Consider the following 17,318-nt stretch of genomic DNA (forward strand, 5'->3'; position numbering starts at 1 on the left):
GCCGTCGGCGTACCCGCAGTCACCGGCCGGCCAACAGGAGGTGAATGCCACTGTTCCGGCGTCTTCCGGACGGCCGCGTGGCGTGGCAGGCTACCGGCACGTAGGACCACTGGGCGACCAGCCAACGATGACTGACCGCTAGGAGGACGGCCCATGGGCGAAATGGTGAGCTACCGCAGCAACGGGGGCATGAGCGAGGGGTATCTCGCGATACCCGCCAGCGGCATGGCCAGCCCTGCCGTCATCGTCATCCAGGAGTGGTGGGGCCTCGTCCCGCACATCCGGTCGGTGGCGGACCGGTTCGCCGAGGCTGGTTTCGTCGCCCTCGCGCCCGACTTCTACCACGGTGAGACGACCAGCGAGCCGGACGAGGCGCAGCGGTTGCTGATGGCGATGCGGATGGACGAGGCGGCGAAGGACATCGCCGGTGCGGCCGACTATCTCGCGGGGCGTCCGGAGGTGACCGGTAAGGTCGGTGCCGTGGGCTTCTGCGCCGGTGGCAGCCTCGCCCTCTGGTCAGCCACCATCTCCGAGCGGATCGTCGCGACCGCCGGCTTCTATCCCGTGCTGCCGTGGGAGTCGATGCGCCCCGACTGGGCCGACTATGCCGGCAAGGCCGCGGTCATCCACTGCTCCGAAGAGGACGGCACCTCGTCCGCCGAAGGCGTACAGACCGCCCGTCGGGCCATCGAGGAGGCCGGCGGTGACTGCCACCTCTACGACTACCCGGGCACCTCGCACGCCTTCTTCAACGACGACCGGCCGGAGGCGTTCGACCAGCGCGCCGCAGCCAGCGCCTTCGCCCGCACCCTGGAACTCTTCCGGGCCAAGCTTGGCTGAGTCGCGTACCCCCGAGGAGGTGGTCGCCCGCGCAGCGCGGGCGACCGACCTGGCGGACCTCGACGCGGGTGTCAGCGACTGTTTTGCCTGCCCCCGGCTGGTCCGGTGGCGGGAGGAGGTGGCCCGCACCCGCCGGGCCGCCTTCCGCGACCAGGAATACTGGGGCCGGCCGGTGCCGGGTTTCGGCACCGCCGACGCGCGGATCGCCATCCTCGGGCTGGCGCCCGCCGCGCACGGCGGCAACCGCACCGGCCGGATCTTCACCGGTGACCGGTCCGGCGACGTGCTGTTCGCCGCGCTGCACCGGGCCGGGCTGGCCAACCAGCCGACCAGCGTCGCCGCCGACGACGGGCTCGCCCTGCGGGACATCCGGATCTTCTCGGCCGTCCGATGTGCGCCGCCGGACAACAAGCCGACACCGCAGGAGCGGGACACCTGCGCACCCTGGCTGCACCGGGAGGTCACGCTCATCCGGCCCACGCTGCGCGTCGTGGTTGCGCTCGGCGCGTTCGCCTGGGCCGCGTGGTGGCCGGTGCTCCGTCAGGTGTACGGGCTGCGCCCGCCCAGCCCGCGACCGGCGTTCGGTCATGGGGCACACTGGTCCGGCACGGACGCGCCGGACCTGTTGGGCTGCTACCACGTCAGCCAGCAGAACACCTTCACCGGGCGGCTGACACCAGAGATGCTGGACGATGTCTTCGGCCAGGCTAAACAGCTGGCCGGGGTGGACTGAGACGCGTGGGGCGGTGGCGATGACAGACGGAACACGCCCGCCCACGCCGTCCCCTGCCGCCGAGCAGGGGGTGTTGCGCCCGGCCCTCGGGTTGCTTCGCCGGTGGTGGCCGGTCGGCGCGGTCGCCGCGTTGCTCGTCGGTGCGGCGCTGGCGTCCGCCAACTCGTCGATCGGGGCCAGTCGGATCCCGCCAGCCGCGGAGAACGTCCCCTGGGTGCCCGAGTACCCGACCGCCGAGCCGCCGCCGTCGATTCCGGTCGAGCCGCGCGACGCCGGTGAGGCCACCCAGGCGCACATACCGCAGTGGATCGCCACCGTCGCGATGGTCCTGCTCGGGCTGGCCATCTTCGCCGCCCTCGGTTACCTGACCTGGATCCTGATCCGGGGTGCGTTGCGCCGCACCACCCGGACGCTGCCCACGCAGCGGGCCCGGCGTAGCGCGGAGGGCACCGCCCGGGAGGTGGTCGCGGCCCTCGACGCCGGCCTGGTGGAACTCGACGACCGCGACACCGACCCCCGGGTGGCGGTGATCGCCTGCTGGGTACGCCTGGAGGAGGCCGCCGCCGCGGCCGGTGTGCCACGGCTCGCCGGGGACACCCCCACCGACCTGGTCAGCCGGCTGCTGCACGGTGACCCGGCGGCCGGCGTGCCGGCGATCGTCAGCACCGATGTGCTGAACGAGTTGGCACACGTCTACCGGGAGGCCCGGTACGCGACCCGTCCGGTCGACGAACGCACCCGCGACCAGGCGCGCGCCGCGCTGCGCCGACTGCGCGGCGAACTCACCGCGGTGGTGACCCCGTGAGCGCGAGGAGTGAGCTGGGTCTGCGAGCCCCTCACCGCGGTGGTGGCGCATGAGTAGCACCAGCATCGACGACCTGCTCGCGTTCGAGGAGGAGGCGGCGCCGGCGGGCCCCCAGGCGCGCCGTTCCCGGATCCGCCCGGTGCTGCGCTCGCTCGCGTGGGCCGCCGCGGTGGTCGCGGTGCTGCTCGTCGGCCTGCGAGCTGTCGGCCTCCAGGTCTCGCTGCCCGTGCTGATCGCCGGGGTGCTGGCCGTGCTGGCCGTCCGCCGGGTCACCGCCCTGCTCGCGCCGCCACCCCCGCCGCCAGCCGGTTCCCGGAACGTCTCGGGTGAGGAGGACGGCAGTTACAACTGGGGTGCCCGGGACGCGCTGCGCAGCGCGATCAATCGCTGGGAATGGCCGTTGGACTGGTCCAACACCCGACCCGAACGTTTCAGCGAGGTGGTCCTGCCCCGCATCGGTGAACTGGCCGACGAGCGGATGCGCCTGAAGCACGGCGTCACCCGCGAGTCGGATCCGGCCCGCGCCCGCGCCCTGCTGGGCGACCGGCTCTGGACGTTCCTGGAGACCCCGCCTCGCCGCACTCCGTCGCCGCGCGACCTCGCGGTGATCGTCGCCGAACTGGAGAAGATCTGATGAACGACGTGGACCGGACCATTGCCCCCGCCGAGGTCGGCCATCTGGCTCGGGCGGTCCTGGACGCGGTCGGCACCGTCGTGGTCGGTAAGCGGGACGCGTTGGAGCTGGTCCTCGCCGGCATCCTCGCGGGCGGGCACGTGCTCCTGGAAGACCTGCCGGGGCTGGGCAAGACGCTGACCGCGCGCTCGTTCGCCCAGGCGCTCGGGTTGGACTTCCGCCGGTTGCAGTTCACCCCCGACCTGCTGCCCGCCGACGTCACCGGCTCGTTCCTGTACGACCAGCGCAACGGGGACTTCACCTTCCGGGCCGGCCCGGTCTTCACCAACCTGCTCCTCGCCGACGAGATCAACCGGACGCCGCCGAAGACGCAGTCCGCGCTGCTGGAGGCGATGCAGGAGAAGCAGGTCTCGGTGGAAGGTGTGACCTACAAGCTGGACGAACCGTTCCACGTGCTGGCCACGGCCAACCCGATCGAGTACGAGGGCACGTACCCGCTGCCCGAGGCCCAGCTCGACCGGTTCCTGCTGCGGGTCTCCTTCGGTTACCCCCAGCACGAAGAGGAGTGGGAGGTGCTGCGCCGTCGGATGAGCCGTCGCCGCGAGGAGGCGGACATCAAGGCGGTCGTCGACGCGGCAACGCTGCGGGCCATGCAGGCCGCCCTGGAGGACGTGGTGGTGGAGGACTCCATCGGCCACTACATCGTGGCCCTCACCGCAGCGACCCGGGAGCACCCGTCGGTGCTGGTCGGCGCCTCGCCTCGCGGATCGTTGGCGCTGCTGCTGCTGGCCCGGGTTCGCGCGGTGTTCGGCGGACGCGACTACGTGGTGCCGGAGGACGTCAAGGATGTCGCGGCACCCGCCCTGGCCCACCGGATCACCCTGCGCCCGGAGATGTGGTTGCGCCGGGTCGACCCGGCGTTCGTGGTCGGCGAGGTGCTGGAAGCGACCCCCGCCCCGGCCAGCGGCGCCCTGCCCAGCTACGCCGCCGGCGGGCCCCGGAACTGATGACCGGACCGACCGTGCCGAGATCCACCGAGCCGGAACCGGCTGCCGGCTGGGCACCCACCCCGGCGCTCGGCCGGGCGGTCCTGCTCGCCGGCCTGCTGCTTGTGGCGGGGGTGCTGCTGGGGCGGGTCGACCTGATCGTGCTGGCTGCCCCGTTCGCGCTGGGCACCGCGTACGCGCTGCGCCGACGCCCCACGGCGCTGCCGCAGGTGTGGATCACCCCGGGCGACGACGGGCCGCTGGTCGAGGGCGGCGACGTGACGGCGGCGGTGAGCGTCGGCAACCCGGACACTGTCGACTACGACCTGGTCGTGCTGCGTACCCGCGTGTCGCCGTGGCTGCGGATCTTCCGGGCCGGTTTCGCCCGGGACGGGGACACCGCCGACGTGCCACCTGCGGCGACGACGCCGACCGGCAGCCAGGGTCCGGCCAGCGGCGCGAGTCGTTCCGCCGCCGATCGGCCGTTCGTCACGTCGGTGCCCACCGGGTCGGCGGTGGACCTGGAACTGGTCGGCCGTGCCCTGCGGTGGGGCCGGCATCCGGTCGGCCCGGCCGGTGCCCGGGTCGCGACGGCGGGCGGGCTGCTGGTCTCCCGCGCGGTGATCATCGAGCCGGTCCGCGTGCGGGTGTACCCGCGTACCGAACCGTTCGAGGCGGTGGAGGCGATGCCCCGCGCCGCCGGACTCGTCGGGGCGCACCACTCGCGGCGGCCGGGTGAGGGCGGCGAGCTGGCCGGCGTACGCAGATTCGCTCCCGGGGACCGGTTGCGCCGTATCGACTGGCGGGTGTCGTTGCGGGCTCGGCAGTTGCACGTGGCGGCCACCCTCTCCGACCGTGACGCGGAGGTGGTGGTGCTGCTCGACGTGCTCGCCGAGGCCGGCCGTTCCGGTGGGGTGGACGGCGCCGCCTCGGTGCTGGACACAACCGTCCGCGCCACCGCCGCGATCGCCGAGCACTACCTGCACCGTGGCGACCGGGTCTCCCTGCTGGAGTACGGCCCGTCAGCCCGTCGGCTGCGACCGGCAGCCGGGCGACGGCAGTACCTGACCGTGCTGGAGTGGCTGCTCGACGTACGCGTGACGTCGTCCTCCCATGAGCCGTACGACCAGGTGTTCGGCCCGCAACTGCTCTCCTCGGACGCGTTGGTGGTGGTGCTCACCCCGCTGCTGGACGAACGGTCGGCGCAGATGCTCGCCCGGCTGACTCGGGCCGGCCGGTTCGTGGTGGCGGTCGACACGTTGCCGACCGACCTGTCGTCACCGAAGGACCGGGGCTGGGCCGAGGTGGCGTACCGGCTGTGGCGTCTGGACCGGGAGATCATGATCGGGCAGCTCCGGGAGCACGGCGTCCCCGTGGTGCGCTGGGCCGGTGCCGGCAGCCTGGACCAGGTGCTGCGGGACGTGGCCCGGCTGGCGACGGCCCCGAGGGTGGGTAACCGGTGAGTGAGCTTGCGAGCCCCGCGGTCGCGAGCGAGCGGAGGCGCAGATGATCGACGGTGTCGCCGGGCGGGTCCGGTCCTTTCAGAATGCGGTCAGCCGGATCAGCGCCGCTCCACTGCTGGTTCGGGCGGCGATCTTCGTCACCGTGCTTGCCGGGTTCGTCCTCGCCTTCCCCGCTGAGGTGTTGTCCGGTCGGCCGATCCTGTTCCTGACGGTCGCCGCACTGTTGCCGGCTTTCGGCCCGCGCCGGGTCTGGGCGACGTTCACGGCGTTGGTCACGATTGGTGGCTGGTTGGTCGCCACCGACGGGTACGGCCGCCCGGTCGCCCTCTGGCGTCTTCTCGCCCTCGCGGCCCTGCTCTATCTGGCGCACACCCTCTGCGCGCTGGCCGCGCTGTTGCCCTACGACGCGGTGGTGGACCCGGAGATGATCACCCGTTGGTTGCTGCGGACGGCGGCCGTCCTGCTGGGCACCGCCGTGCTGGGGGTGCTGTTGTTGCAGGCCGGGGACACCGGTGGGGAGGCCGGATACCAGTGGGTCACGGTGCTGGGCCTGCTGCTGGCGGTGGGTACGGCAGCGTTGCTGGGCTGGCTCCTGCGACGGCGGTGACCGCTGCGACCTGAGGGTTACGCAGGTCACATGGGTTGTGCTCCGTCACAGATGGGGGCCGCGAGCGGGATTACCTGAGCCGGCCGGGGAAAGATAGACAACGTGAATCCGAAGCGGATCCTTGTGGTGGGTGCCGGGCACGTCGGTCTGTACGCGGCGCTGCGCCTGTCGAAGAAGCTCAGCTCCCGTGAGGCTGAGGTCATGGTGGTGGATCCCCAGCCGCACATGACCTACCAGCCGTTCCTGCCGGAGGCGGCGGCGGGCAACATCTCCCCGCGGCACTCAGTGGTGCCCCTGCGGCGGGAGTTGCGTCGCTGCAAGATGGTGGCCGGCACTGTCACGCGGATCGAGCACGGCCGCAAGGTGGCCACCGTGCAGCCGATCAGCGGCCCGGCCCGGGAGATCACCTACGACCACGTGATCGTGGCGCCGGGTTCGGTCTCCCGCACTCTGCCGATCCCCGGCCTGCACGAGCAGGGCATCGGATTCAAGACCATCGGCGAGGCGATCTACCTGCGCAACCACGTCCTGGACCGGCTCGACGTGGCTGCGGCCACGCCGGATCCGGACGTCCGTCGTGCGGCGCTGACCTTCACCTTCGTGGGCGGTGGGTACGCCGGCATCGAGGCGCTCGCCGAGATGGAGGACATGGCTCGCGACGCCCTGCGTTACTACCCGGAGCTCAAGCAGGACGAGGTTCGCTGGGTGCTGGTCGAGGCCACCCAGCGGGTGCTGCCCGAGGTCGACCGGGACATGGGCGCCTACACCGTCCAGCAGTTGATGAAGCGGAACATGGACATCCGGCTGGACACCCGGCTCGAGTCCTGCGTCGACGGGGTGGTCAAGCTCTCCGACGGTGACAGCTTCCGGTCCGACACGATCGTGTGGACGGCCGGCGTGAAGCCGTCGCCGATGCTGGACTCGACCGACTTCCCGCGCGACGACCGTCGGCGGATCACCTGCCTGCCCACTCTCCAGGTGGTCGACGGCGACCAGGTGGTCGAGGGCGCGTGGAGCGCCGGCGACTGCGCCGCCGTGCCGGACCTCACCAAGGAGCCGGGCAACTTCTGCTCGCCGAGCGCCCAGCACGCGGTGCGCCAGGCCGCCCGGATGGCCGACAACATCACGGCCGTGATCCGGGGCCGCGAGCCGGTCAACTACAAGCACAAGCACGTCGGCAGCGTCGCGAGCCTCGGCCTGCACAAGGGCGTCGCCCAGGTGTACGGGATCAAGATGACCGGCTGGCCGGCGTGGGTCATGCACCGGACGTACCACATGAGCCGGATCCCGTCGTTCAACCGCAAGGTCCGGGTGGTCGTGGACTGGTCGTTGGCGTTCTTCCTCAAGCGTGAGGTGGTGGCCCTCGGGCAGCTGCACGACCCGCGCGAGGAGTTCGTCGAGGCGTCCCAGCCGGTCGGCGCGCCGCGCGTCTGATCTCAGGTCTCCGAAAGGGCCCCTCCCGGTCGGGAGGGGCCCTTTCGGACGTCCGGCCGCAGCACGTCCGGCCGCAGCACGTCCGGCCGCAGCACGTCCGGCCGCAGCACGTCCGGCCGCGGGTGGCGTCAGACGCGCCAGATCCAGGCGTCGGCGATCCGGGTGGCGGGGCCGTACAGCTGCTCCAGGGTCGCGCGCAGACTCTCGGCGTGCGGGGCGTCGTCGGCCAGCGCGATGCAGGAGGCACCCCAGAACTGGGCGTCCCGTGCGGCCTGGCGGCGCTGCTCGTCGCCGATGGCCGGTTGGTCACCGCGCCGCGCGACGTCCGCCAGCAGCGCGGAGGTGGGTTGCTTGAAGGTGCCCATCGCCGCGGTGCCGCCCCGCCCGTACGGGCCGATGAAGAACCCTTCCGGCAGACCGAAGGCGGCGTCGGCAGCGGTCGCCCAGCGCATCGGCCAGGGCTCCTTCGGCGTCGGAAGCGGCACCGGGACGAGCACCCCGCCGGGGCGTACGCACTGCCGCCAGTGGCCGCCGCTGACGAATTCCGGCACGGCGGGCCGCTCGGCGGTCGGCAGCGGGGTCGGGAAGATCGGCAGCAGTGCCGCGCCGACGGCCAGGGGCACGAGCCGTCGTGCCCGGCCGGTGCCGCGTAGAGCCCGGTCGACCGCCAGCACCACCAGCGTCGCGATGATCGGCAGCAACGCCAGCGCGAACCGCATCGGCAACGCGCCGTCCACCACCGGCAGCCCGCCAATCAGGGCGTACGGGCCGGGCAGCGCTGTCCTGGTGCCGCCGAGCACCACCTCCGGGCCGAGCGAGAGTGCACCCATCACGAGGCCCGCCACCACGCAGGCGAGGACCAGTCGGCGTCGCCCGGCCCAGATCGCGCAGACCGCGGCGACCAGCAGCAGGGGCCAGCCGAGGAAGGTGTTGTACTCGGCCGGGCCGGTGGTCAGCCGGGCGGACTGGTCGCTGCCGGCCACCGACAGGGGGGAGATCGTCCACCAGCTGCTCAGGTCGGCGGAGAAGTAGGCCGGCGTGAACATCCCGTCGGCGACCCCCTGGGGGCCGGCGAACTGGAACCACAGCGGGTAGCCGAGCACCAGCAGGGCGAGCCCGGCGGCGACCGCCAGCCCGCCGGCGAAGCCGGGCAGCGCCCGCCGGGCCAGGTCCCGGTCCGCCACGGCGTAGCTGATGGCCATCACCAGCAGCGTGACGGCGGCGAGGAAGAGCACCTCCTCGCCGATGAAGACCTGCGCGGTGACCGCGGCGGCCAGTCCCGCCGCCGAGGTGAACATCCGCCGGCGATCCGGCCCGGGGAGCCGGTCGCGACCGGTCCCGTCGAGAGTCGTGGGCCCCGGGTCGGACGCCCGCAGCAGTCGGGCCACCAGCCAGACGATCACCGGCACCAGCCACTGGGCGGTCATGTGCAGGTGGCTGTTGGTCTGCGAGATCATGCCCGGGCCGAACCCGCAGAGCCCTCCGCCGAGCGCGGCCGCGAGCCGGCGGGCGCGCAGCGTCCGGTGGAACAGCAGGTACCAGGCGAAGGCCGTACCAGCGAGGTTGGCGGCGGCGAGCAGCGCGAAGGTGACCGGCGCGCCCAGCAGCAGGGTGACCGGCGCGAAGACGATGCCCAGCGCGATCACCGTGGTGTTGGCCATCAGGTTGACGCCGTCGGGGGCGTTGAGACGGTCGGTGAGCAGGCCGAAGTCGCCGAGCAGCGCGCGGGCGTCGACGGCCAGGAACCACTCGTAGAGGGCCTGGTCCTCCGGATTGAGGGCCAGCGTGCGGCCAGCCGGGTCGGGCCACAACCCGTGGGTGACCCAGCCGGCCAGCACCGCGCAGACCAGAGCGGCCAGCAGATCCAGCCGGTGCCGACGGACGGCGGCCAGGAGCCGAACGGCCCGGGGCCGGCGGTTGACCTGATCGGCGAGGCGGAAGGCCTGCTCAGGGGCGGCGTCGGGGGCCGTGGGGGCTGCGCTGCTCACGGCATCGACCCTAATGTGACCGGCCCCACGGGGTACGTCGGGTCGCCGCAGACCCGCTACGGTGACATTGCATCGTGCGTGTCGGCGCGCCGGTGCCACCCGCCCGGGTGGTGGAAAGGCAGACACGGCCGCCTTAAAAGCGGCTGCCGAAAGGCGTGCGGGTTCGACCCCCGCCCCGGGCACCGGTCGGCTCCCACGCATTCTCATTCGTGATCACCAGGACTTGGCTGCGCCGTTTACTCTTGGAGGGCACGTTCACGTGCAAACGACCCCCTGAGGGAGGCCAGACAGTGAAGACCTCGAACCCGGTGCTCGCCCGGCTCGGCCAAGCGGCCGAGCGGGAGCGCTCCGCCGGGTACGCCCCGGCCGGGCCGTACGGACAGCCCGGCATTCCCCAGCAGTACCCGTCCCAGGCCGGTTACCCGGCTGCGCCGCCCACCGTGGCGCCCATGACCGTCGACGACGTGGTCGTCAAGACGGTCGCTCTGCTCGGCATCCTCGGCATCACCGCCGCGGCCGCCTGGGTGCTCGTGCCCGACTCGCTGGTCAGCACCGCCTGGATCGGCGCGGCGGTGGTCGGCCTGGTCCTTGGCCTGATCATCTCGTTCTCCCGGATGGCCAACCCGGCACTCGTCATCGCGTACGCGCTCGTCGAGGGCGTTTTCGTCGGCATGGTGAGCAAGGCGTTCGAGACGCGCTACGACGGCATCGTGCTCCAGGCCGCGGTGGCCAGCTTCGGCATCTTCTTCCTGATGGCGATGCTCTACAAGGCGAAGGTCATCCGGGCCACCCCGGCCTTCGTCAAGGGCATGATCGCGGTGATGGTCGGCCTCTTCGCCGTCATGCTGATCAACTTTGTGCTGGCCATGTTCGACGTCAACACGGGCCTGCGTGACGGCAGCCCGCTGGCGATCGGTTTCAGCCTGGTCTGCATCGTGGTCGCCTCGTTGAGCTTCGTGCTCAGCTTCAAGGAGATCGAGGACGGCGTCCGGATGGGCCTGCCGCAGCGCTACTCCTGGGTGGCCGCGTTCGGCATCCTGGTCAGCCTGGTCTGGCTCTACATCGAGATCCTGCGCCTGCTGAGCTACTTCCAGGGCGACGACTGATCTCGTCTGCTCTGCCGAACGGCGCCCGCTCCCGCTCTGGCGGGGGCGGGCGCCGTCGTTCGCACCGGGCACGCCGTTTCGCCGCCAGCGCCGGGCCGCCCGGGGCAGAGTGACTGCAAGGGCGTGTGTCAAAGCCTCGGTCGAGCCGAGGCGGAGTCCAGGCGGCGGTCCGGCAAAGCGGGAATTGGCCCGGATACCGGTGTTGTATCCGGGCCAATTCCCAACGCGGCCGGTCGTCGTCTGGGCCCGTCGCAGGCCGGCCAGGGGCTTTGACACACGCCCTGGGGGTACGCGGGCGAAGGAGGCGGCGGTGCGCAGCAACAACCCGGTGCTCAACCGACTGGACGAGACCGGCCGGGTGGAGACCCGGGTGCTCGGCTCCCGCGACGTCGAGCCGATGACTGTCGACGACGTGGTGGTCCGTACCGTCGGGCTGCTGGTCGTCACCGGCGCGACCGCGGCGGTGTCCTGGGTGGTGATCCCCGACGTGACCTGGTTGGGTGCCGCACTGGCCGGCAGCGCCCTCGCCTCGATCGCGCTGGTCCTGGTCATCTCGCTGCGGGGGATCACCAACCCGGTGCCGATCGTCGGCTACGCCCTGCTCCAGGGCCTGCTGCTGGGGGTGGCGAGCCGCGCGTTCGAGCAGGTCTATCCGGGCATCGTGGTGCAGGCGGTGGCCGGCACCTTCGGCGTCTTCCTCGGCATGGCGGCGCTCTACCGGGCCCGGGTGATCCGGGCGACGCCCCGGCTGGCCCGCCTGGTGATCGGCACGTTGCTCGGCATCGCCGTGCTCAGTGTCGTCAACCTGGTGTCGTACCTGATCTCCGGGCGACCGGGGCTGGAGGTCTACAGCGTCAGCGGGGAGGTCGGCTGGCTGCCGTACGCCTTCTCGGTGGTGGCCATCATCGCCGGGGCGTTCAGCTTCATCCTCGACTTCGACCTCGTCGAGCGTTCGGTGCGCGACGGTCGACCCCGCCGGTACGCGTGGCTGAGCGCGTTCGGCCTGCTCACCGGGTTGGTGTTTCTCTACTGGCAGCTGCTGCGGCTGCTCAGTTACCTGCGCCGTTGACCGGCCCGAACAGGCGCGGCAGGTGTCGGCCGTAGACTCGGCGGCGATGAGCGCAGCGGAGTTGGACAAGGCCATGCAGTTGCTGGTCCGTCAGATTGTGCACTGGCAGCAGCCGCGCTGGTCGGCCATCGCGACCGCCGGCAACGTGTCCCGCGCCGACCTGGTGCACCGTCTGGTGCAGGAGATCGCCAACCTGGCCGCCGACGCCGAGGGAGAGCCGCGTCGGGTCGTGCCCCGGCTCGACAACGACCTTGCCCTGCCCGATCAGCTACGGGTGGTGACAGCGGACCTGCTGGCCGCCGACCCGGGGGCCGAGGCGTTGGCCCGGGCCTCCGCCGAGGTGGCGGCGACCCGCAGCGCGCTCTGAGGTCAGTTCAACCGTTCGAGCACCATGGCCATGCCCTGGCCGCCGCCGACGCACATGGTCTCCAGACCGATGGTCTTGTCGTGCCACTCGAGGGCGTTGAGCAGGGTGCCGGTGATCCGTGCGCCGGTCATGCCGAACGGGTGACCGACCGCGATCGCGCCGCCCATCACGTTCAGCTTCTCCTCCGGGATGCCCAACTGGCGGTAGGAGGGGATGACCTGCGCGGCGAACGCTTCGTTGATCTCCACGAGGTCGACGTCGTCGATGGTCATGCCGGCCCGCTTCAGGGCCTGCCGGGACGCCTCGACGGGGCCGAGGCCCATGATCTCCGGCGACAGGGCGGTCACACCGGTGGAGACGATCCGGGCCAGCGGAGTGAGCCCGAGCTCCTCGGCCCGCTGGGCGCTCATCACCACCACGGCGGCCGCGCCGTCGTTGAGCGGGCAGCAGTTGCCCGCGGTGATCCGGCCGTCCGGGCGGAACACCGGCTTGAGACCGGAGACCGCGTCGAGCGTGACGCCGGCACGGGGACCGTCGTCGGTGCTCACCACGGTGCCGTTCGGCGTGGTGACCGGGGTGATCTCCCGGGCCCAGAAGCCGTCGGCGATGGCCTTCTCGGCGAGGTTCTGGCTGCGTACGCCGAACTCGTCCATGTCGGCGCGGCTCACGTCGTGCACCTGGGCCAGGTTTTCCGCGGTCTGCCCCATGGTCAGGTAGATGTCGGGCAGCTCACCGGCCTCACGCGGGTCGGTCCACACCTCGGCGCCGCCCTGTGCGCGGCGCTTCGAGCGCTCGGCCGCCGCGCCGAAGCGCGGGTTTTCCCAGCCGCCGCCGACGAGGGCCTGCGCCTCGGGAGGCAGCCCGTCGGAGCTGCCCCGGGCGTAGCTGGAGACCATCTCCACGCCGGCGGAAACGAACACGTCGCCCTCGCCGGCCCGGATCGCGTGCATCGCCATCCGGGTGGTCTGCAACGACGAGGCGCAGTAGCGGGTCAGTGTGGCGCCGGGCACAGTGTCCAGACCGAGCAGTGTGGACACCACCCGGGCCATGTTGAAGCCCTGCTCGCCACCGGGCAGGCCACACCCGAGGTAGAGGTCGTCGATCGTGGTCGGGTCGAGCTGGGGGATCTTGTCCAGGGCGGCCTGGACGATGGTCGCGGCGAGGTCGTCGGAACGGACGTCGCGCAGGGACCCCTTGTGCGCCCGGCCGATGGGGGAGCGGGCGGTGGCGACGATGACGGCGTCGCGGGACGACTCAATCGGCATGGACCAACGTTAACCCGCCGGTAACATGCGCGGAAGAAGCCGACGCGGCGGGAAATGTCACCCTGACCGGGAACGATCTAGCGCCGGGTGGCGACCGTCGCGGCGGCGGCGACGGCGGGCAGCAGCGCGTGCGCCCACACCCGGTAACCGTCGGCGGAGGGGTGGAAGCCGTCGTGGCAGAGCGTCCCCGCATCGGCCCGGAACACCGGCCCGGTCTCGGTGCCCAGGTCGACCACCGAGCCGCCAGCGTCCAGCACGGCCGTGGTCTGCGCACGGGCCATCCGCCGCCCGGACCAGCCGACCACCTGGCGCAGCGGAGGCGCGATGGCACGCACCGCGCCGAGATCGGGGCACGTGCCCACCACCACCTCGACCCGCGCCTCCCGCAGGCGGTGCACCGCGGCAGCGAGATAGGCCGCGGAGTCGACCGGCCGGCGCAGCCCGGTGGCGTCGTTCGCGCCGATCAGGATCAGCGCCACGTCGGGCCGCTCACCGAGCAGGGCCCGGGCCACCTGGGTGGCCAGGTCGGTCGAGCGGGACCCGGAGACGCCGACGCTGGACAGGTGCACCCGCCGGCCCGTCGGGCCCTCGGCGAGCAGGTTGGCCAGCTGCCCGCCGATGGTGTCCTCAAGCCGGTCGACGCCCACGCCCAGCGCTGACGAGTCACCGAGCAGCACCAGCCGCAACGGCGGAGCGCCAGCCCGGCCGATCGTGGCCCGCAGGGCCAGGCCCAGCTCTGGTTGGGCGTACCGCCGGTGTCGGGCCACGAACGCCTCGCCGGCCAGGACGGCGGCACCGCCCACGGTGCCGGTGAGCAGCGAGAACGCCGCCGCCCGACCCAGTCGGCCGGCGAGGCCGGAGATCACGCCCCGCTCGCTGCGCTCGTTCATGCCAGTCCCTCCACTGTCGAGGTGTCCGAGGCGGACCCGTGCGGCACCGCACCGACACCGAAGAACGCCCGCCGGCGCAACTGCGCCCACCGGCCCGCCGGCCCTCGGTCGCGGCCCCGGACCTGGGTGCCGCTGACCTCCGTGCCGGCGTGCCGGGCCGCCTGCTGCGCGGCCTCCGGCAGCGACCGTACGCCCTCGCCCCGGGTCGGTGTGGCCCGTCGTTCCTGCCCAGCGCCGAGCGCGGAGAGCATCGTCGGCAGGAGCGCGGCAGCGGCCATCGCGTACCCCTCGGCGGAGGGATGGAACCGGTCCCAGGCGAACATCCGGGTCGGCTCGGCGGTGAACCGGGGGCCGAGCAGGTCACCGAGGGAGACCGTCCAACCGCCGGCCTCGACCACCGCGACCGTCTGGGCCGCGGCGAGTTGGCGGCTCCACCGGTGCGCCAGCCACCGCAGCGGCGGTTGGATCGGGCGGATCGCGCCCAGGTCGGGGCAGGTGCCGACGACCACCTCGCAGCCGGCGTCGCGCAGCGTGTGCACCGCCTCGACGAGGTAGCGCACCGCCAGCCCACGGGGGGTGCGGTTGGTGATGTCGTTGCCGCCGATGAGGATCACCGCGATGTCGGGCCGGCACTCCAGCGCCGCCTCCACCTGGTGCCGCAGCGCCGAGGAGATGGCACCGACCACCGCGAAGCGGTGCAGTCGCACCGGTCGGTGCAGCCGACGGGACAGGCCGGTGGCGAGCAGTGCGCCAGGCGTCTCCCGGCGACGGTGCACCCCGTAGCCGGCCGCCGAGGAGTCACCGAGCACGACCATGGTGAGCGCAGGGCCAGGGAACTTCGCGCCGTACGTCCCGTCGCAGCGTGGCGGCGGTGCCTCGGCCATGGGGATGGTGCGTCGGGCCTGCCGGGCCTGGCCGAGCAGCACGCCGCCGGTCGCCACCGCGGCCGCCGCGGTGGCGCCCGTCCCGATGGCCGCCAGGCGGGCGAACCGCCGGGCCTGCCGCCAGTGCTCTCCGCCGGGTACGACGGAATCAGCCACCCCCATACCACGACATTATCGCGCCGGTCCGACACGCCGCTGTCGTCGCGACGCCACTCAGGTGCCTGGAAACCGACCCGACGGGGTATCTGTCCAGGAGAGGCCGGCCGACTTGCGCCGACCCGCCACGCTGATCCGGCGGAGAGGAGTGCGACGATGGGGAAGACACTGAAGCGCAGCGCGGCGTTCACGGCCCTCGCGCGGGCACTGGCGGCTGGGGCCCGTGGTGGGCCGTCATTGGGCACGCGGTTGGCCGCGCTGCCCCGGATGATCCGGGCCACCACCAAGGGGGAGTACGACGGCGGCCTGCGACTGGCCCTGATGACCGCCGCCACGGCGTACATCGTCTCGCCGATCGACCTGCTGCCGGAGATCCCGCTGGCGATCTTCGGGCTCGCCGACGACGCGGTCATGATCACCTGGCTGGCTGGCAGCGTGCTCGCCGAGACCGATCGCTTCCTGGAGTGGGAAGCCCGCCGCAGCTCGGTCATCCCCGGGGGGCTGGTGCCCTGACGGCACGTACGCTGGACGCGAGGAAACGTCTGCCCGGCCGCGGTCGCCGGCGCCGCAACGAAGGGCACACCGTGCAGTACTACGACAACGTCGTCGACATGATCGGCAACACCCCGCTGGTACGTCTGCGTAACGTCACCGAGGGCATCCAGGCCACCGTGCTGGCCAAGGTGGAGTACGTCAACCCGGGCGGCTCGGTGAAGGACCGGATCGCGCTGCGGATGGTGGAGGATGCCGAGGCCGCCGGCCTGCTCAAGCCCGGCGGCACCATCGTCGAGCCGACCAGCGGCAACACCGGCGTCGGGCTGGCCCTGGTGGCCCAGCTCAAGGGCTACAAGTGCGTCTTCGTCTGCCCCGACAAGGTCAGCCAGGACAAGCAGGACGTGCTCCGGGCATACGGCGCCGAGGTGGTGGTCTGCCCGACCGCTGTCGCTCCGGAGGACCCGCGCTCGTACTACAACGTCTCCGACCGGCTGACCCGGGAGATCCCCGGCGCCTGGAAGCCCAACCAGTACAGCAACCCGGCCAACCCGCGCTCGCACTACGAGACCACCGGCCCGGAGCTGTGGAAGCAGACCGAGGGCGGGCTCACCCACTTCGTGACCGGCGTGGGCACCGGCGGCACGATCTCCGGCATCGGGCGCTACCTCAAGGAGGCCTCCGAGGGTCGGGTGCGCATCATCGGAGCCGATCCGGAAGGTTCGGTCTACTCCGGGGGCACCGGCCGTCCGTACCTGGTGGAGGGCGTCGGCGAGGACTTCTGGCCGGAGACGTACGACCAGGGTGTCGCCGACGAGATCGTCGAGGTGTCCGACAAGGCGTCCTTCGAGATGACCCGGCGGTTGGCCCGCGAGGAAGGGCTGCTGGTCGGTGGCTCCTGCGGGATGGCGGTGGTCGCCGCGCTGGAGGTCGCCCGCAAGGCCGGCCCGGACGACGTGGTGGTGGTGCTGCTGCCGGACGGCGGCCGGGGCTACCTCTCGAAGATCTTCAACGACTCGTGGATGGCCCGGTACGGCTTCCTCGACAACTCCGGCGCCGAGCCGACAGTGGCCGACGCGCTGGCCAGCAAGCCGGGCGGGCTGCCCGAGCTGGTGCACGTGCACCCGACCGAGACGGTCCGTGACGCGATCGACTACATGCGGGAGTACGGCGTCTCGCAGCTGCCGGTGCTCAAGGCCGAGCCGCCGGTGGTGACCGGTGAGGTCGCCGGCTCGATCGCCGAGCGGGACCTGCTCGACGCGCTCTTCACCGGCCAGGCCCACCTGCACGACACCATCGAACGGCACATGGGCGACCCGCTGCCGATGATCGGTGGCGGTCAGCCGGTCAGCGAGGCCGTCGGCCTGCTGGAGAAGTCCGACGCCGCGCTGGTCCTGGTGGACGGCAAGCCCAAGGGCGTCCTCACCCGCCAGGACCTCCTGGCCCACCTCGGCGCCCACTGAGTCCCGTCCCGGTGCCCCGCCTGCGGGCGGGGCGCCGGGCACCCTGTCGCGCCCTTTGCTCTGCATACGCATATGCACCACCCACGGCCACGGCCACGGTCACCGCTGGTGCTTATTGGTAAGCAGAGCAAAGGCG

General features: G+C 72.2%; 16 protein-coding genes, 1 tRNA gene and 1 pseudogene. 14 read left to right on the forward strand and 4 right to left on the reverse strand.

Translation table 11 applies throughout. From position 1 onward, the window contains the following. The first annotated feature begins 153 nt into the window (after positions 1-153). The 8 genes from AC3CF1_RS23875 to AC3CF1_RS23910 all read left to right on the forward strand — a co-directional run bounded on the left by AC3CF1_RS23875 (position 154) and on the right by AC3CF1_RS23910 (position 7,502). Complete coding sequence (locus AC3CF1_RS23875) at positions 154-840, forward strand: dienelactone hydrolase family protein (protein WP_354983486.1); 687 nt, start codon at positions 154-156, stop codon at positions 838-840. Further along, positions 833-1,573: a uracil-DNA glycosylase gene (locus AC3CF1_RS23880; RefSeq protein WP_355161100.1), complete on the forward strand. Its 741-nt coding sequence runs from the start codon at positions 833-835 to the stop codon at positions 1,571-1,573. The genes AC3CF1_RS23875 and AC3CF1_RS23880 overlap by 8 nt, the downstream gene beginning before the upstream one ends. A gap of 19 nt (positions 1,574-1,592) precedes the next feature. Then, on the forward strand, positions 1,593-2,378 hold the full coding sequence (locus AC3CF1_RS23885) for a DUF4129 domain-containing protein (protein WP_355161102.1): 786 nt from the start codon (positions 1,593-1,595) through the stop codon (positions 2,376-2,378). 49 nt (positions 2,379-2,427) lie between these two features. After that, positions 2,428-3,012, forward strand: coding sequence for a hypothetical protein (locus AC3CF1_RS23890; RefSeq protein ID WP_330464217.1), 585 nt, complete (start codon positions 2,428-2,430; stop codon positions 3,010-3,012). Continuing rightward, complete coding sequence (locus tag AC3CF1_RS23895; RefSeq protein WP_354983489.1) at positions 3,012-4,019, forward strand: AAA family ATPase; 1,008 nt, start codon at positions 3,012-3,014, stop codon at positions 4,017-4,019. Before AC3CF1_RS23890 ends, AC3CF1_RS23895 begins: the two co-directional genes overlap by 1 nt. Next, positions 4,019-5,461: a DUF58 domain-containing protein gene (locus AC3CF1_RS23900; protein ID WP_354983490.1), complete on the forward strand. Its 1,443-nt coding sequence runs from the start codon at positions 4,019-4,021 to the stop codon at positions 5,459-5,461. Before AC3CF1_RS23895 ends, AC3CF1_RS23900 begins: the two co-directional genes overlap by 1 nt. A 46-nt stretch (positions 5,462-5,507) precedes the next feature. Beyond that, on the forward strand, positions 5,508-6,068 hold the full coding sequence (locus tag AC3CF1_RS23905; protein WP_374223639.1) for a hypothetical protein: 561 nt from the start codon (positions 5,508-5,510) through the stop codon (positions 6,066-6,068). A 102-nt stretch (positions 6,069-6,170) separates the two neighbouring features. Next, positions 6,171-7,502 carry an NAD(P)/FAD-dependent oxidoreductase gene (locus AC3CF1_RS23910; protein ID WP_088946248.1) on the forward strand — a complete coding sequence of 444 codons (1,332 nt, stop codon included), beginning with the start codon at positions 6,171-6,173 and terminating at the stop codon, positions 7,500-7,502. A 128-nt stretch (positions 7,503-7,630) separates the two neighbouring features. Here AC3CF1_RS23910 and AC3CF1_RS23915 read toward each other — a convergent pair whose 3' ends face one another. Then, entirely contained in the window at positions 7,631-9,490 is a 1,860-nt protein-coding gene (locus tag AC3CF1_RS23915) for a hypothetical protein (protein WP_488451293.1), read from the reverse strand. Between the two features lie 101 nt (positions 9,491-9,591). On the opposite strand from AC3CF1_RS23915, the gene AC3CF1_RS23920 reads away from it, so the two are divergent. The 4 genes from AC3CF1_RS23920 to AC3CF1_RS23935 all read left to right on the forward strand — a co-directional run bounded on the left by AC3CF1_RS23920 (position 9,592) and on the right by AC3CF1_RS23935 (position 12,032). Then, positions 9,592-9,672, forward strand: a tRNA-Leu gene (locus AC3CF1_RS23920). Positions 9,673-9,780: 108 nt separating this feature from the next. Beyond that, positions 9,781-10,596 (forward strand): Bax inhibitor-1/YccA family protein, encoded by an 816-nt coding sequence (locus AC3CF1_RS23925; RefSeq protein WP_141907921.1) that lies wholly within the window; start codon positions 9,781-9,783, stop codon positions 10,594-10,596. Between the two features lie 310 nt (positions 10,597-10,906). Further along, positions 10,907-11,665: a Bax inhibitor-1/YccA family protein gene (locus tag AC3CF1_RS23930; RefSeq protein WP_355161107.1), complete on the forward strand. Its 759-nt coding sequence runs from the start codon at positions 10,907-10,909 to the stop codon at positions 11,663-11,665. A 46-nt stretch (positions 11,666-11,711) separates the two neighbouring features. Then, positions 11,712-12,032 carry a hypothetical protein gene (locus tag AC3CF1_RS23935; protein WP_488451294.1) on the forward strand — a complete coding sequence of 107 codons (321 nt, stop codon included), beginning with the start codon at positions 11,712-11,714 and terminating at the stop codon, positions 12,030-12,032. A 2-nt stretch (positions 12,033-12,034) separates the two neighbouring features. Here AC3CF1_RS23935 and AC3CF1_RS23940 read toward each other — a convergent pair whose 3' ends face one another. The 3 genes and pseudogenes from AC3CF1_RS23940 to AC3CF1_RS23950 all read right to left on the reverse strand — a co-directional run. Then, positions 12,035-13,297 (reverse strand): acetyl-CoA C-acetyltransferase, encoded by a 1,263-nt coding sequence (locus tag AC3CF1_RS23940; RefSeq protein ID WP_088946252.1) that lies wholly within the window; start codon positions 13,295-13,297, stop codon positions 12,035-12,037. Between the two features lie 77 nt (positions 13,298-13,374). After that, on the reverse strand, positions 13,375-14,163 hold the full coding sequence (locus AC3CF1_RS23945; protein ID WP_370453071.1) for an SGNH/GDSL hydrolase family protein: 789 nt from the start codon (positions 14,161-14,163) through the stop codon (positions 13,375-13,377). Continuing rightward, positions 14,155-15,233: pseudogene (locus AC3CF1_RS23950) on the reverse strand (SGNH/GDSL hydrolase family protein); the annotation flags it as partial. The pseudogene AC3CF1_RS23950 and the gene AC3CF1_RS23945, both read right to left, overlap by 9 nt. A 150-nt stretch (positions 15,234-15,383) precedes the next feature. Here AC3CF1_RS23950 and AC3CF1_RS23955 point away from each other — a divergent pair. Next, entirely contained in the window at positions 15,384-15,740 is a 357-nt protein-coding gene (locus AC3CF1_RS23955) for a YkvA family protein (RefSeq protein WP_088946255.1), read from the forward strand. A 71-nt stretch (positions 15,741-15,811) separates the two neighbouring features. Next, entirely contained in the window at positions 15,812-17,182 is a 1,371-nt protein-coding gene (locus AC3CF1_RS23960) for a cystathionine beta-synthase (protein ID WP_088946256.1), read from the forward strand. The last annotated feature ends 136 nt before the right edge of the window (positions 17,183-17,318 follow it).

The organism is Micromonospora sp. MGP-C2, from assembly GCF_057766525.1.

Bases quoted from the DNA above. Each gene is read 5' to 3' on its own strand.
- AC3CF1_RS23885 (WP_355161102.1), top strand. From the start codon at position 1,593: ATGACAGACGGAACACGCCCGCCCACGCCGTCCCCTGCCGCCGAGCAG.
- AC3CF1_RS23875 (WP_354983486.1), top strand. From the start codon at position 154: ATGGGCGAAATGGTGAGCTACCGCAGCAACGGGGGCATGAGCGAGGGG.
- AC3CF1_RS23955 (WP_088946255.1), top strand. From the start codon at position 15,384: ATGGGGAAGACACTGAAGCGCAGCGCGGCGTTCACGGCCCTCGCGCGG.
- AC3CF1_RS23890 (WP_330464217.1), top strand. From the start codon at position 2,428: ATGAGTAGCACCAGCATCGACGACCTGCTCGCGTTCGAGGAGGAGGCG.
- AC3CF1_RS23900 (WP_354983490.1), top strand. From the start codon at position 4,019: ATGACCGGACCGACCGTGCCGAGATCCACCGAGCCGGAACCGGCTGCC.
- AC3CF1_RS23895 (WP_354983489.1), top strand. From the start codon at position 3,012: ATGAACGACGTGGACCGGACCATTGCCCCCGCCGAGGTCGGCCATCTG.
- AC3CF1_RS23940 (WP_088946252.1), bottom strand. From the start codon at position 13,297: ATGCCGATTGAGTCGTCCCGCGACGCCGTCATCGTCGCCACCGCCCGC.
- AC3CF1_RS23935 (WP_488451294.1), top strand. From the start codon at position 11,712: ATGAGCGCAGCGGAGTTGGACAAGGCCATGCAGTTGCTGGTCCGTCAG.